Source organism: Bartonella sp. MM73XJBT.G (assembly GCF_028618435.1).
GTDB lineage: Bacteria > Pseudomonadota > Alphaproteobacteria > Rhizobiales > Rhizobiaceae > Bartonella.
In genome coordinates, this window is record NZ_JAQISW010000006.1 from 1 (window position 1) to 12,210 (window position 12,210).

Annotated in this window: 16 protein-coding genes; 1 reads left to right on the forward strand and 15 read right to left on the reverse strand. The window is 35.1% G+C overall.

What is annotated here, in order from left to right; genetic code table 11:
- The 14 genes from PVV59_RS04645 to PVV59_RS04710 form a co-directional block, all read right to left on the reverse strand.
- The coding region (locus PVV59_RS04645; RefSeq protein WP_273754887.1) for a type IV secretion system protein at positions 1 to 488 on the reverse strand (488 nt) is incomplete at its 3' end.
- Positions 489 to 700: 212 nt separating this feature from the next.
- Complete coding sequence (locus PVV59_RS04650; RefSeq protein ID WP_273754889.1) at positions 701 to 1,477, reverse strand: type IV secretion system protein; 777 nt, start codon at positions 1,475 to 1,477, stop codon at positions 701 to 703.
- On the reverse strand, positions 1,474 to 3,945 hold the full coding sequence (locus tag PVV59_RS04655) for a VirB4 family type IV secretion/conjugal transfer ATPase (RefSeq protein ID WP_273754891.1): 2,472 nt from the start codon (positions 3,943 to 3,945) through the stop codon (positions 1,474 to 1,476). Before PVV59_RS04655 ends, PVV59_RS04650 begins: the two co-directional genes overlap by 4 nt.
- 2 nt (positions 3,946 to 3,947) lie before the next feature.
- Positions 3,948 to 4,256: a type IV secretion system protein VirB3 gene (locus PVV59_RS04660; protein ID WP_273754892.1), complete on the reverse strand. Its 309-nt coding sequence runs from the start codon at positions 4,254 to 4,256 to the stop codon at positions 3,948 to 3,950.
- A gap of 12 nt (positions 4,257 to 4,268) precedes the next feature.
- Positions 4,269 to 4,580, reverse strand: a complete 312-nt coding sequence (locus PVV59_RS04665; RefSeq protein WP_273754893.1) for a conjugal transfer protein — start codon at positions 4,578 to 4,580, stop codon at positions 4,269 to 4,271.
- 175 nt (positions 4,581 to 4,755) lie between these two features.
- Positions 4,756 to 5,082 carry a VirB2 family type IV secretion system major pilin TrwL gene (gene trwL / locus PVV59_RS04670; RefSeq protein ID WP_273754895.1) on the reverse strand — a complete coding sequence of 109 codons (327 nt, stop codon included), beginning with the start codon at positions 5,080 to 5,082 and terminating at the stop codon, positions 4,756 to 4,758.
- Between the two features lie 137 nt (positions 5,083 to 5,219).
- Entirely contained in the window at positions 5,220 to 5,540 is a 321-nt protein-coding gene (gene trwL / locus PVV59_RS04675; RefSeq protein WP_273754897.1) for a VirB2 family type IV secretion system major pilin TrwL, read from the reverse strand.
- Between the two features lie 136 nt (positions 5,541 to 5,676).
- Positions 5,677 to 5,994, reverse strand: coding sequence for a VirB2 family type IV secretion system major pilin TrwL (gene trwL / locus PVV59_RS04680; protein WP_273754899.1), 318 nt, complete (start codon positions 5,992 to 5,994; stop codon positions 5,677 to 5,679).
- Positions 5,995 to 6,134: 140 nt separating this feature from the next.
- Positions 6,135 to 6,458 (reverse strand): VirB2 family type IV secretion system major pilin TrwL, encoded by a 324-nt coding sequence (gene trwL, locus PVV59_RS04685; RefSeq protein WP_273754900.1) that lies wholly within the window; start codon positions 6,456 to 6,458, stop codon positions 6,135 to 6,137.
- Positions 6,459 to 6,598: 140 nt separating this feature from the next.
- Positions 6,599 to 6,922 (reverse strand): VirB2 family type IV secretion system major pilin TrwL, encoded by a 324-nt coding sequence (gene trwL / locus PVV59_RS04690; protein WP_273754902.1) that lies wholly within the window; start codon positions 6,920 to 6,922, stop codon positions 6,599 to 6,601.
- A gap of 137 nt (positions 6,923 to 7,059) precedes the next feature.
- A complete protein-coding gene (trwL, locus tag PVV59_RS04695; RefSeq protein WP_273754903.1) occupies positions 7,060 to 7,377 on the reverse strand; it encodes a VirB2 family type IV secretion system major pilin TrwL in 318 nt (105 codons plus the stop codon).
- Positions 7,340 to 7,639 (reverse strand): KorA family transcriptional regulator, encoded by a 300-nt coding sequence (korA, locus tag PVV59_RS04700; protein ID WP_241436072.1) that lies wholly within the window; start codon positions 7,637 to 7,639, stop codon positions 7,340 to 7,342. The genes trwL (PVV59_RS04695) and korA overlap by 38 nt, the downstream gene beginning before the upstream one ends.
- Positions 7,640 to 7,765: 126 nt before the next feature.
- Positions 7,766 to 8,398 carry a TrwN protein gene (locus PVV59_RS04705; RefSeq protein ID WP_273754905.1) on the reverse strand — a complete coding sequence of 211 codons (633 nt, stop codon included), beginning with the start codon at positions 8,396 to 8,398 and terminating at the stop codon, positions 7,766 to 7,768.
- Positions 8,398 to 9,012: a hypothetical protein gene (locus PVV59_RS04710; RefSeq protein ID WP_273754907.1), complete on the reverse strand. Its 615-nt coding sequence runs from the start codon at positions 9,010 to 9,012 to the stop codon at positions 8,398 to 8,400. Before PVV59_RS04710 ends, PVV59_RS04705 begins: the two co-directional genes overlap by 1 nt.
- A gap of 128 nt (positions 9,013 to 9,140) precedes the next feature.
- Between PVV59_RS04710 and PVV59_RS04715 the strand changes: the two genes are divergently transcribed.
- Positions 9,141 to 9,428, forward strand: a complete 288-nt coding sequence (locus tag PVV59_RS04715) for an H-NS family nucleoid-associated regulatory protein (protein ID WP_120121343.1) — start codon at positions 9,141 to 9,143, stop codon at positions 9,426 to 9,428.
- 1,228 nt (positions 9,429 to 10,656) lie between these two features.
- Here the strand turns inward: PVV59_RS04715 and PVV59_RS04720 are convergent.
- The gene (locus tag PVV59_RS04720) at positions 10,657 to 11,934 is read right to left on the reverse strand and encodes a ubiquinone biosynthesis hydroxylase (RefSeq protein ID WP_273754908.1); all 1,278 of its coding nucleotides are present in this window, start codon (positions 11,932 to 11,934) and stop codon (positions 10,657 to 10,659) included.
- Positions 11,935 to 12,210: the final 276 nt, after the last annotated feature.

Genomic DNA, 12,210 nt, shown 5'->3' on the forward strand with positions numbered 1-12,210 from the left:
CCGCCGATTGCTACGACGAGGCTTGTTGCCAGCAAGATGATGAGCCCTAAGAGAGCGTAAAGTGTCCCATTTGCATCGAAGAAGACGGTTTCTTCGAAAAGACGACCTGCATATTTAAATCCATTACCTGCTGTTTTATCAAGCAAGGTCATTAATTCTTGTTCAGAAAGTGGATTTGTGATGAGCGCTTTTGATAATTTAGAGGGCATTTCTAATATCAACCCCGAAATTTCATTTTGATAAAGTCCTGCGGTTAGAGCTATTGAAGTGATAATGCTTATACGCAAGCAACGGTTCACAAAACCGGAGAGAGGCATATCTATAGCGCCACGAATGATAAGCCATCCATAGATGATAAAAGCGATTGTTATCCCGATTGACACAAAGGGTGTAATTGTAGCAATCGTTTTTGAAGAAATATCCGTTATGTATGTTTTGGTTCCTTGATCAATTTTAGTAAAAAGTTGCGCGAAAATAGTGAAATTCATGGCATTCCTCTTTAACGAATAGTCAATTTTTTACCACCTTAGATTACAGATATATTCTAAAGACTTCTATACATTCACTTCCATTTAGGTAGCTTCACCACGATTATCGTAGATTTGACAAAATTCCTGTATCTCTTTAAATTTTCGGATTAACATTGAATTCTGTACATTAGCTTTTATTTGCATAAAAAAGGAAAACGCTGTAAAGAACTTTATCGGATAAATCTTATAGTGGGCATTTTTGTATTTTTGCTATTCAAAATTTTTATGCTGTATTTATCTTTCTGCTGTTTGATCAGCGATTGCTCAGCATTGCGTAAATATGTGACCATTTGTAATTTGGCCGTTTCGTTTTGTAGCATAGTGAGCATGCCAATTATATGTGCTTGTAATTCGGCAATACTTTTCAAATCTTTTGTGTTTTCGATTTCGCTTAATAGTTTTTCAATTTGTTTAAAACGATTGTTCGCCTCTTGAAAAGTTTTTAAACTTACGGCCTTATCAACGAGGGAGGCATATTGAATACGTTTAGTTATAGCATCACGAGCTTCTTGGATAGAGGCAGAAGAAATTTCTTCTTCTTTTAAAATATTGTCAAGGGAGCTAGATAGAGAAGAAGATGCACTTCTATTGTAGAGTGTCTCTGGATTTTTGAGAAAAAAACTAGTATTATCTGTTTGTATATTTTTATATTCTTGCGCGTTGAATTTTTTACTTCCCGTTATGGATTCGTGTATCTTTCTTGTTTGCTCAAAGTGCCTTTTTAAGGCAATAATAAATCCACTAGTAGCATTTACTGTTTTCGGTTGTGAAGGTGAAGAATTTTGGGATGGAGGTGTTTTTGAGGATGGCCTCCCCAAAAAATTAGGCCATGTTGTTGGAATTGATGCTGCTAAATCTGCTACTCCAGCACCAAAAACCCAAGCCATTGCTGGCTTTGAAACCCCTAAAGTTATTGCTACTGCTATTGAAATGACTTGTTTCTTCATGTTTCCCTCCTGTCATTTTTTGCATGCTGTAAAAAAATTGGCAACCATATTGCTGGATCATCACCAACTTCTGCGATAATTCTTTCGACTAACTCTGCGTTATCTGGCGTACCTGATAACACCAAGAGTTCATCACTAAAGTCGTGTTCTACGCTTTTTCCATCGCTTGTTACATGGAATTTACCGAGATTGAGTTCAGCAAGTGCAGATTGATCACCCTGTTTAATGAGGAATTGACGACTAAACTCACCAAGTCCTTTAACGAGCTCAAATTCAGTATCTGTTAATTTGAAACCTTTTGTATAATCTTCATAATTTGCTTTGGGGTTGGCTAGAAAGATGTAAGTCGCACATTGTTGAATGAGTGTTTTAGCAATATTACTTTCCAAAGCATCACTAGGCTCTTGTGTTGCGTAAACAAAAATACCATTTTGTTTACGGATAGTTTTTTGTTTATTTTTCGCTAAATCTTCAAAGTAAGGATCTTGCAAAGGCTTCCAAAACTCATCAAAGATATACATAAATCTCTGTCCGCTAATCATACCTTCTGTACGGTAAAGCAGATACATCATTACTGGAGTACGCGTTTCCAAATTATCTAAGAATTCTGTGATATCAAAGCCGTAAATTTGATGTGTTGAAAGATCAAGAGCATCATGAGGATTATCAAATAACCACCCATAATCACCACCTTCGCACCATTTGAGTAAACGAGCGTGAACAGACGGGTGTGCATCATAATCACTTAAACGCGGATTTGGTAAAAATTGAACCAGAAAAGACAAACGACGCAACGATGGGTTAATATTACTGCTCATAACAGACATAACAGCTTTATTAATTTCTTCCTCGTCGTGATGCGTGACTTCACCACCAGCTTCTGCCAATTTTTTAATAAATTGTTTTAGAAAAATCAGATTATCTTGTGTAGGGGGAAGTTGAAATGGATTAAAACCACTTGATCTTCCTGGCTTGAATGTTAGGTATCTTCCCCCCATTGCTCGAATGGCAATTTCCATACCACGATCTTTATCAAAAACAACAGTTGTTGGCTTAAATTTTTGCGCTTGTGCTAACAAAAAGCCGAGCAACACAGTTTTACCAGATCCAGATTGTCCGATAAGGGCGGTATTACCAAGTAATCGCTTATCGGTTGAATCCTCTTCAAGTTTGGAGGCATGAAAATTAAAATAAAGTGGTGTCTTACTGGTTGTTTTAAGAATTGTGACAGCTGGTCCCCATGGATTTCCAGTTGGTTTTCCTGACATAAAATTATGAAAAGACGAAAATGATAAAAAGTTTAGTGACGTAATTGGGGCAGGGCGAGGTCTCCATTTCCAATTGCCAGGAAATTGTGCCCAATAGCCAGCTTCTATCGCTAAATCTACGGGTTTGGGTAACAACGCAGCGTCTAATAATGCTGCACTTGCTTTGGCCATATGGTCACGAACTTGTTGAATTGTATCACCATAGATGGTTAATGTACAATGATGTTCCCCCATGATAAAATGCCCACTGATAAGCTGGTTTAGTGCTTCATCAATTTGTGCAATTTGGCTTGTTGCCACATCGCGTGCATCGATAAGATTGCGCTGATGGCGCTGCAAATAGTCTTTAGCGGCATGCCGAGAGAGCACCGAAAAGCTCTGCGTCAATATGAACTCGAAGTCACTTTCCAGCAAAGCATTCAGTTGCCCTGGTTTAGTCGTTGCATCGTATTCTTTAATTTCTAACATTCCAAATCGACGCATTCCATTGGTTGTGCGCAGCTCACCAAGAGAGCCCCATTTTGAGAAAAATGGTCGATTGATGGACATATAGTCAGCAAAACGATCATAGCAAATTGGCATAGGACGATATTCGCCATTGACAAGCATTCCAAGAAATTCAAGTGCCGAAGAATAAACATGCCCATTTTTCTCATAAGCACCAAGAAGTTCTGCGCCATAACGCTTCAAAGATTGTCCTAAAGTGCGATTGATGTCATTGATTTCTTTGATACATGAGTCTTGTCGCATCTTTTTTTGATCTAGCGTTTCGCGCTCATGTTTAGAAAAGAACGACATAATTTTATCCGCTATCGGTTGGAAAACGACAGTCAGATATAGATCATTGACCATCAAATTATAACCAGTAAAACTTTGCCGATACTTTTCATCAAGCTGATAGCAAAACATTTGATCAAATGTTGAATCAGGATATTCATAAACACGGCGGCGCACGATATGTGTCCAAAATGACAAATTGGCTGATGCAATACCCCGCAGAGTATTGTTAAGTTCTTTTGTCCATTGAAAAATATCTTCCTCTGAAGCACTTTGATGCGAACGCCCGTCAATCCTCCAAATTGACAAATATTCTGCATTTTTAGTAGAGATAATCGTATCTGTAATATGATGTGAATAGGGGAGGAACAGGCTTACAGGTGTCTCTGATGCGAGACGTTTGCTGTTTTCAACAGCTATCATGTTTATCTCCTTTTACTATAATCAGAGGGACTATAACTTGATGCGCCCCAAAAACCTTTATTGCGATTGCGAAATTTAGTATCGATCCATAACCACCAAATACGAAATGCCTTATCATCATTTTTGGTAATTTGCACCATAATGAACCATAGCGGCGGCGCCATTACCCACAAAAAGATACTTATTGTCATAGCAACAACAGCAACTCCCATAAGCATACCGATAAATGGCATCATGGGAACCCCCCATATTGTTGGAACACGTGTTGCTCCTTTGAAGAGGGGGAATTCTTTTTGTTCTTGTGGTTTCATGGGGTGCTCTTGTTACTGGAGGTGAAATAATATGTGGCTAATATAAAAGGCTGCACCAGCAATAATGACGCTAAATGCCCATCGCATAAATGTAGCTCTTGCAATGATGCGAAATATATAAATAAGCAAAAGTAATAAAAGAACGATGGCAGCAACGATAGGAACAAGTATACTTAATCCATATTGCACACTCATGAAAACATCTAAGCTTTTTATTTCCGTTTGAGCATATGCAGATTGTGTTATTAATAACATCATTGAAGTGATAATAATAACATTAATCTTATTGTATATTTTTACCCGAAGTATATTTAACTGTTTCATATCTTTTATCCCCTTTTAATTAAAATTGCTATAAATAATTATTCCTTTTTTCATTATAAACGACATTATTATTGCTACACGCCTATAATCAACAAACATTTAAAACATTATGTATTATACCAATTTATGGATTATTTGTAAACAAAAGTATTTTTACTTTAAATATATTTTGTATTTAATTCACGTTACCTGTAAATAACAGCTTAGCAAGCTGTGTTGCGGAGCCAGCGATGACAACGCCAACTGCCCATCGTATGAATGTACTTTTTTCTATGTAGCGCCCCGCATAAGCAATTGCTAAACATAAAAGTATAACGCCAGCAGCAAGGGGGATAATAATTGTTAAATCGCTCGTTAAATCATCCAAAGCCTTCTTTGCATTTTTCAAAGTCGCTGGCTGATTAGCATATGCAGAATTATTCATAAAGAATACAGTTAAAGCTGCAGAAATTGGAGTAGTTTTATTACGAACTATTATTTGAAGAATATTTAATTGTTTCATATTTCACTCTTATTAAGCTTCTAAATAAAATTTTATATTGTATATCTTCTGTATAAATAAAAATACTATTAGTTTATTTATAATTAATGTGTAAATTTTACTTTTTATAAACTGCATTTATTACATGATTGTCACAATTAAGTTCTAGTAAATAACAATGTGGCAAGTTCGTGTGCAGAACCAGCAATAACAACGCCAACTGCCCACCGTATGAATGTACTTTTTTCTATGTAGCGCCCCGCATAAGCAATTGCTAGACACAAAAGTATAACGCCAGCAGCAAGAGGGATAATAATTTTTAAATCTTTCTGTAAACCGTCCAAAGCCGTCTTTGCATTTTTCAAAGTTTTCGGGTCAGTAGCATATGCAAAATTATTCATAAAGAATACAGTTAAAGCTGCAGAGATTGGAGTAGTTTTATTACGAACTATTGTTTGAAGAATATTTAATTGTTTCATATTTCACTCTTATTAAGCTTCTAAATAAAATTTTATATTGTATATCTTCAGTATAAATGAAACTGCTATTAGTTTATTATAATTGATGGATAAATTTTGCTTTTTATAAATTGTATTTATTACATGATTACCACAATTAAGTTTTATCAAATAACAATTTAGCAAGTTCGTGTGCTGAACCAGCGACAACAACACCAACTGCCCATCGTATGAATGTACTTTTTTCGATGTAACGCCCCGCATAAGCAATTGCTAGACATAAAAGTATAACGCCAGCAGCAATAGGGATAATAATTTTTAAATCGTCCTTTAAGCCGCCTAAGGCTGTATTTGCATTTGTCAAATACTTCACTTGGGCATATGCAGAATTATTCATAAAGAATACAGTTAAAGCTGCAGAGATTGGAGTAGTTTTATTACGAATTATTGTTTTAAGAATATTTAATTGTTTCATATTTCACTCTTATTAAGCTTCTAATTAATATTTCATATTATATATCTTCAGTATAAATGAAACTGCTATTAGTTTATTTATAATTAATGTGTAAATTTTACTTTTTATAAGATATTTTTATTATATTGTTATAGTGAATTTTAAGCAGTGACGCCTTTGAATAAAAGATCAGCAAGTTGGGCTGCTGAACCAGCGACAACAACACCAACTGCCCATCGTATGAATGTACTTTTTTCGATGTAACGCCCCGCATAAGCAATTGCTAGACATAAAAGTATAACGCCAGCAGCAATAGGGATAATAATTTTTAAATCGTTCTTTAAGCCGTCTAAGGCTGTATTTGCATTTGTCAAATACTGCACTTGAGCATATGCAGAATTACTCATAAAAAATACAGTTAAAGCTGCAGAGACTGGAGTAGTTTTATTACGAATTATTGTTTTAAGAATATTTAATTGTCTCATATTTCACTCTTATTAAGCTTCTAATTAATATTTTATATTGTATATCTTCAGTATAAATGAAACTGCTATTGGTTTATGTATAATTAATGGATAAATTTTACTTTTTATAAGATATTTTTATTATATTGTCATAGTGAATTTTAAGCAGTGACGCCTTTGAATAAAAGATTAGCAAGTTGGGCTGCTGATCCCGCGATAACAACGCCAACTGCCCATCGTATGAACGTACTTTTTTCGATGTAGCGCCCAGCATAAGCAATTGCTAGACATAAAAGTATAACGCCAGCAGCAATAGGGATAAGTTTTTCTAAATCGCCCTTCAAGCCATCTAAAGCCTTCTTTGCATTTGTCAAATGATTCACTTGGGCATATGCAGAATTACTCATAAAAAATACAGTTAAAGCTGCAGAGACTGGAGTAGTTTTATTACGAATTATTGTTTTAAGAATATTTAATTGTCTCATATTTCACTCTTATTAAGCTTCTAATTAATATTTTATATTGTATATCTTCAGTATAAATAAAAATGCTATTTTTTTATGTATAATTAATGGATAAATTTTGCTTTTTATAACTTGTATTTATTACATGATTGTCACAATTATCGATTAAATAACAGTGTAGCAAGTTGGGATGCTGAACCAGCGATAACAACACCAACTGCCCACCGTATGAACGTACCTTTTTCGATGTAGCGCCCAGCATAAGCGATTGCTAGACATAAAAGTATAACGCCTGCAGCAATAGGGATAAGTTTTTCTAAATCGCCCTTCAAGCCATCTAAAGCCTTCTTTGCATTTTTCAAAGTTGTTGGGTCATTAGCATATGCAGAATTATTCATAAAAAACACAGTCAAAGCTGCAGAAAATGCAGCAATTTTATTACGAGCTGTTGTGTGAAGAATATTTGATTGTTTCATGTTCTTTATCCTGATTAAGATTAAAACTCCCACAAATGACCCCTCTTTCATGAAGAAACTTAAAGAGATATTTAGGGTCCGCCCAAGTTCTTAATTTTCCTCTTTGTGTAAGTAATGTATATTTATTAGGTTTGCCGGTGATTGGATCATCGGCAACAAACGTAAAATACCATTCCCTTTCTGAGCGCATCACAACTGTAATTTCACGTGCTGCTCTCTGACTAAATGCTATATCAACGCTGTTTTGTTCTATCATTTTCATTCTTTTGCCCTCAATTAGAAGAGATTTTGTCTAATCTTACTAATTAGAGCTTTAATATTTTCTTATCTAGTTTTCATTATACCATCCTATCAAAATTCTAATTTTCATTTATGAAAATATCAGTCATCATTCTAGCTGCTTTGACGGTAAAGAAGAATCTTCTGTGGCAAAAGCATCACGGCTGCTACTTTCTTTATGCAAAAACGCATCTTCTAATTCCTCTGAAGAAAGAGGAAGAGAATCTACTTTAGTTGTCTGTTTTGGTTCTTCTTTTTTAAGCTTTACAGGCTCTTGTAAATCTTCATTTCTTCGCACAGCAGCTTTTACTTCGCTATATGAAGCAACAATCTGTGTATCAGCACTACTGTTTAAGTTTTCTGTGTTGTAAAAACTCAGAGTAGACCACAATGTTTCTTTCTTAAAGATACACTTTGATATTGTTTGTTCATAACAGCAAGTTAAAGTGCTTTGTACAGATGCAAGATTTTTGCAAAAGTCAAATGCCCCAAAAAAAGAAAGCCATTTCATATTTTCAACATCGATTTGCTCAAAAAATGCGTCAAAATTATGTTTATTTTGTTTAAATTGCTCAGTTGTTGCTGTTTCTACGGCTCTTTCTCGAAGCAGAGATAGTTGACGGAATAATTTATCATTCTTACCTGTTATATAGGAATTATCCCGCGCTTCTTGTTCGATGAGAGCTGGAGGGATATCGGATATGTATGAAGCAGCAAACATTGTGAAGTCTGGAATAATCATCAGTAATACACCTTATTATGAAGAATTTTATTGATACAAATACCAATGCTGTTTAGTGCTTTTTGTCGCTGTTTCTTGTTTTTATAAATTTGTAAAACAGAATTGTTTTGCCTAGAATATTCCTTGTGGTGGAGATTTTTTTCTTTTCTGAAAAGATTGGTAATATATCTGAATATCCCAGAAGCAAGATCAATGTATGCTATAAAATAGAACTGACCGCACCAACCGATATTATTGGAATGAAGGAAAAAAGTACGACTTTTAATCAATAATGATCTTTGGGACTTTCTTGAAGTTGCTTGTTTTATATAATTTCTTTGTTGCAAAAAGAGATTTAAAGAACATCTATACCAAGTAAAAATTTTTTGTATTTGAGGGTAGCTCGTATTGTTATAATGAACGACACCATCATTATAGGGAGAGGGCTTGTTCTTTGTTGCATATTGCCATAGTTTATAGAGTGGCGGTTTATATTTACTTTTGACTACTGATTCATAAGGGTCAGGGAGGTGTGGTAGCACTTGCGCACTGTATTTTCCAATTTCAGCAACTAAACTGAAAAAGGATGCAATGGTGGAAGTTGAGACACAAATAAACAGTTCTTTGTGGTACAAAACACATCTCCGTCAAAGTGATATATGTATCGTATTTTTAATTTTGATAATAAATAGACAAAAATTGTCTATAATTGTGTTTAAAATATGGCAAAGAACAATTCTTTTTTGCAAGGGGAGTAATTAAGGTGAATGATCTCAAAAATATGAATTTTGATGAATTAAAAGAGATGCGTACACAAATTGATGTGGAATTGAAAAAACGGCAAGCAAAAGAAAAGCAAAATGCGCGACGAAAAATTCTTGAAATTGCTAATACCCATGGAATTGATATCGCTGATCTTGTGAGCAAAGAGCGTCATTATAGGAATCCCAATAACCAATGGGAATTATGGAATGGGCGTGGACGGAGACCTAAGTGGATTAAAGAGTGGTTGGAGAATGGGTATACACTTGATGAACTCGAAGTAACATAACAACAGAAGTAGCATAACACATGTGCGATATTTATAAGGCAAGGGAATATCAAGAGATATGGATGTGAGAAGTAGGCTCTTTTTGCTTATTTGATTGTATAAAAATACTGAATAGATATATTAACCTATTGAAATGTAAAATAAAATGATAAAAAACAGAGATAAATATATCTAAATGAAAAAGGTGTTTTTGTTATAAGCTGGCATTATCATTATGCTTACTAGCTTGAAATGTTATAATCGCTTTTGACATTTGAGAGAGAGAACTTTATCTCTTTTTTATCGTTTTATTTAACGTTATTCTTTTTTAGTCTATGCAAATAAATGGTTTTATTGATTCTTTACAAAAAGGGTTTAAATCGGAAGAGTTTATGACTTAAGCAGTACGCCAACACCTTGGCTGTATTTGCTAGCCCCAATGTTGTGCACTCTTTGGTATAGAGTACGGAACAATTTTTATATATCAGATTTTGTAATCTTGGCATTTTTGTATAAATTAAAGGGTCTCCTTTAGAAAAAGAATACCCCAACGGGATGTACTCGTGTTGCCAATTTACATGCTTTTTTTAAAGAAAATATTTTCTAATGATCTAAGGCTATTTTATGGCGTGGCTAAAACAATATAATATAAAAGTTTATCTCTATTCTGCACCATTATTTTTAATTCAATAAAAAGTATAAGTCGGCGCCATTATATGCTTTTCTAACTTTCAATGTTTTGAGAGCTCTTGAAACTTGGGAAGGGTATGAGAGGCTTTGATGCCTTTCTTTAATTATTTGTTATCTATATGCTAATTCCATTTGTGATGTGAAAAGGGTGATTTTGATTGATTCAGCAGGAGGGAGATTGGAAATAAGGGCATTTTACGATTTTCACTGTTCTTATTCTACATAAGAACAGTGAAGTCTTCCTTATAAGTCAAAGTTTGTCTGATAAAGAAAGTCTTGTTTATTTTTTTGCTTTAAAAGAGCGTCATTTGAAGTATGATAAGATCACTTTCATGAGATGTTTTTTCAGTGTGTAGTGAATATTCTTAAAATATCGCTCGCTTGTTTTTTCCCCTATGGCTAAGTGAAATACAAGAAGGGCAAATTAAGGGAAAACTTGCGTGACAAGAATCTGGGCTGTTTACAGATCGGATTGAATGGAAGTCTTTGATTTTGTGGGGGAGTAAAAAAGCCAAAGGTTATAAAAGGTTATAAAAAGTGAAAGGGTATGAATTTTTACTTAAAGCGGGAAGCCGTTTAGAAGACGAGGCGCATTTGGGGTAAGGCCAGCAGCTTCTTGAATGAAATATTTCTTTATTCGTGGCGCTTGATTGACGATTCCAAGACCAGTATCGCGAAACATTCGTAAGAGAAGATTATCGTTAGAAAAGAGTTTGTTAAGCCAATCATTGCTTAAAGCCATACGGACAATTTCAAAACGTCTCCAGCTTTGATAGCGTTCTAAAGCGGTGAGGGAGCCAATGTCAAGACCTAATCGTGCTGTTTCAATAATCACTTCAGCAAGAGCAGCGCTATCACGTAATCCTAAATTGAGTCCTTGTCCTGCGATGGGATGGATGGTATGGGCTGCATCGCCAACGAGCGCAAAACGAGGCTTAATATATTGACGTGTTAAAGAAAGATTTAGGGGAAAAGCTTGACGTTCACCATTCCAAGAGAGTTTTCCTAATCGATGACCAATACGTCTTTCGAGCTCTGTTTCAAAAATAAGTGCATCAGCTTTGAGGTAATATTGTGCGGTTTTATGATCTTCATTCCACACAATGGCGGATCGGTTGCCTTTGAGAGGGAGAAGAGCGAAAGGGCCAGCCGGTAAAAAATGTTGAATTGCTTGACCATTATGGGGTTTTTCATGTTCAACTGTGCAGATGATTGCTGTTTGTTTATAGGGGTGAGCAAAGTTTTTAAGACCTGCTTTTTGGCGTAATGTCGATTGGGCACCATTGGCTGCAATAAGCAATTTTGTTTGCCAAGCCTCTTCATTATCTAAAGTGACAGTTGTGTGTTGGTTGTCTTGATGAAAATCAATGACACGTGTGTTTGCGATGACAGGGATATTGAGATCTTTGACACGTTTTTTTAAAGTATTGATGAGTTCTCGATGCTCTACCATAGTTGCAAAGGGTTCACCAGGGGTAATGTCACCTTCAAAGGTTAAAAGAGTGGGTTTAACGGGATCATTTATGCTCGTATCTGTGATGATCATTGAGTGAATGGGTTGTGCATAGGGTTTGATAGAGTCCCAACATTGCAATTGTTTTAACATGCGAACAGAAGCAGCAGCAAGGGCAATGGTTCGTATGTTAGAAGCAGGAATATCTTCTTGTGGAGCAGCATCAACGATTTTTATTTTCAGTTTAGGGGCTGTTTGCTTGAGTGCTATTGCAAGTGTTGAACCGATAACCGCCCCCCCTGCAATGAGAAGATCACATTGTCTGGTTTTATGAGATTTTATTTTCTTATTGGGTTTTATATCTTTATGGTGATTAGAATACACAATGCTTTTTCCATTATTTACGGGGCTTTTCCCATTGTTTAAAGCTTGCTTGCTGTTAAAAAACATTTTTCTTTCAACTTATCTACACTATTTTGATTTGTACTTTTTCCCCTATTTTACAAAGAAGAGATTTCTCTTTGGAAGAAATGTCTTTTTGGTGTCAATCTGATGACAAATCAGTGTTTTAGAGCGCTTTTGTTTTACTTGTGTGACTCACTTTACAGATTTATCGGATCAGCTTTTTTTGAATGTCCTCTCCAATTTCTTTTACACTTG

What these genes read in the sequence shown, in the direction of transcription:
- trwL (WP_273754900.1), bottom strand. Translation starts at nt 6,458, where the DNA reads ATGAGACAATTAAATATTCTTAAAACAATAATTCGTAATAAAACTACT.
- trwL (WP_273754895.1), bottom strand. Translation starts at nt 5,082, where the DNA reads ATGAAACAATTAAATATTCTTCAAATAATAGTTCGTAATAAAACTACT.
- PVV59_RS04650 (WP_273754889.1), bottom strand. Translation starts at nt 1,477, where the DNA reads ATGAAGAAACAAGTCATTTCAATAGCAGTAGCAATAACTTTAGGGGTT.
- trwL (WP_273754902.1), bottom strand. Translation starts at nt 6,922, where the DNA reads ATGAGACAATTAAATATTCTTAAAACAATAATTCGTAATAAAACTACT.
- trwL (WP_273754897.1), bottom strand. Translation starts at nt 5,540, where the DNA reads ATGAAACAATTAAATATTCTTCAAACAATAGTTCGTAATAAAACTACT.
- PVV59_RS04665 (WP_273754893.1), bottom strand. Translation starts at nt 4,580, where the DNA reads ATGAAACAGTTAAATATACTTCGGGTAAAAATATACAATAAGATTAAT.
- korA (WP_241436072.1), bottom strand. Translation starts at nt 7,639, where the DNA reads ATGAAAATGATAGAACAAAACAGCGTTGATATAGCATTTAGTCAGAGA.
- PVV59_RS04705 (WP_273754905.1), bottom strand. Translation starts at nt 8,398, where the DNA reads ATGATTATTCCAGACTTCACAATGTTTGCTGCTTCATACATATCCGAT.
- trwL (WP_273754899.1), bottom strand. Translation starts at nt 5,994, where the DNA reads ATGAAACAATTAAATATTCTTAAAACAATAATTCGTAATAAAACTACT.
- PVV59_RS04655 (WP_273754891.1), bottom strand. Translation starts at nt 3,945, where the DNA reads ATGATAGCTGTTGAAAACAGCAAACGTCTCGCATCAGAGACACCTGTA.
- trwL (WP_273754903.1), bottom strand. Translation starts at nt 7,377, where the DNA reads ATGAAACAATCAAATATTCTTCACACAACAGCTCGTAATAAAATTGCT.
- PVV59_RS04660 (WP_273754892.1), bottom strand. Translation starts at nt 4,256, where the DNA reads ATGAAACCACAAGAACAAAAAGAATTCCCCCTCTTCAAAGGAGCAACA.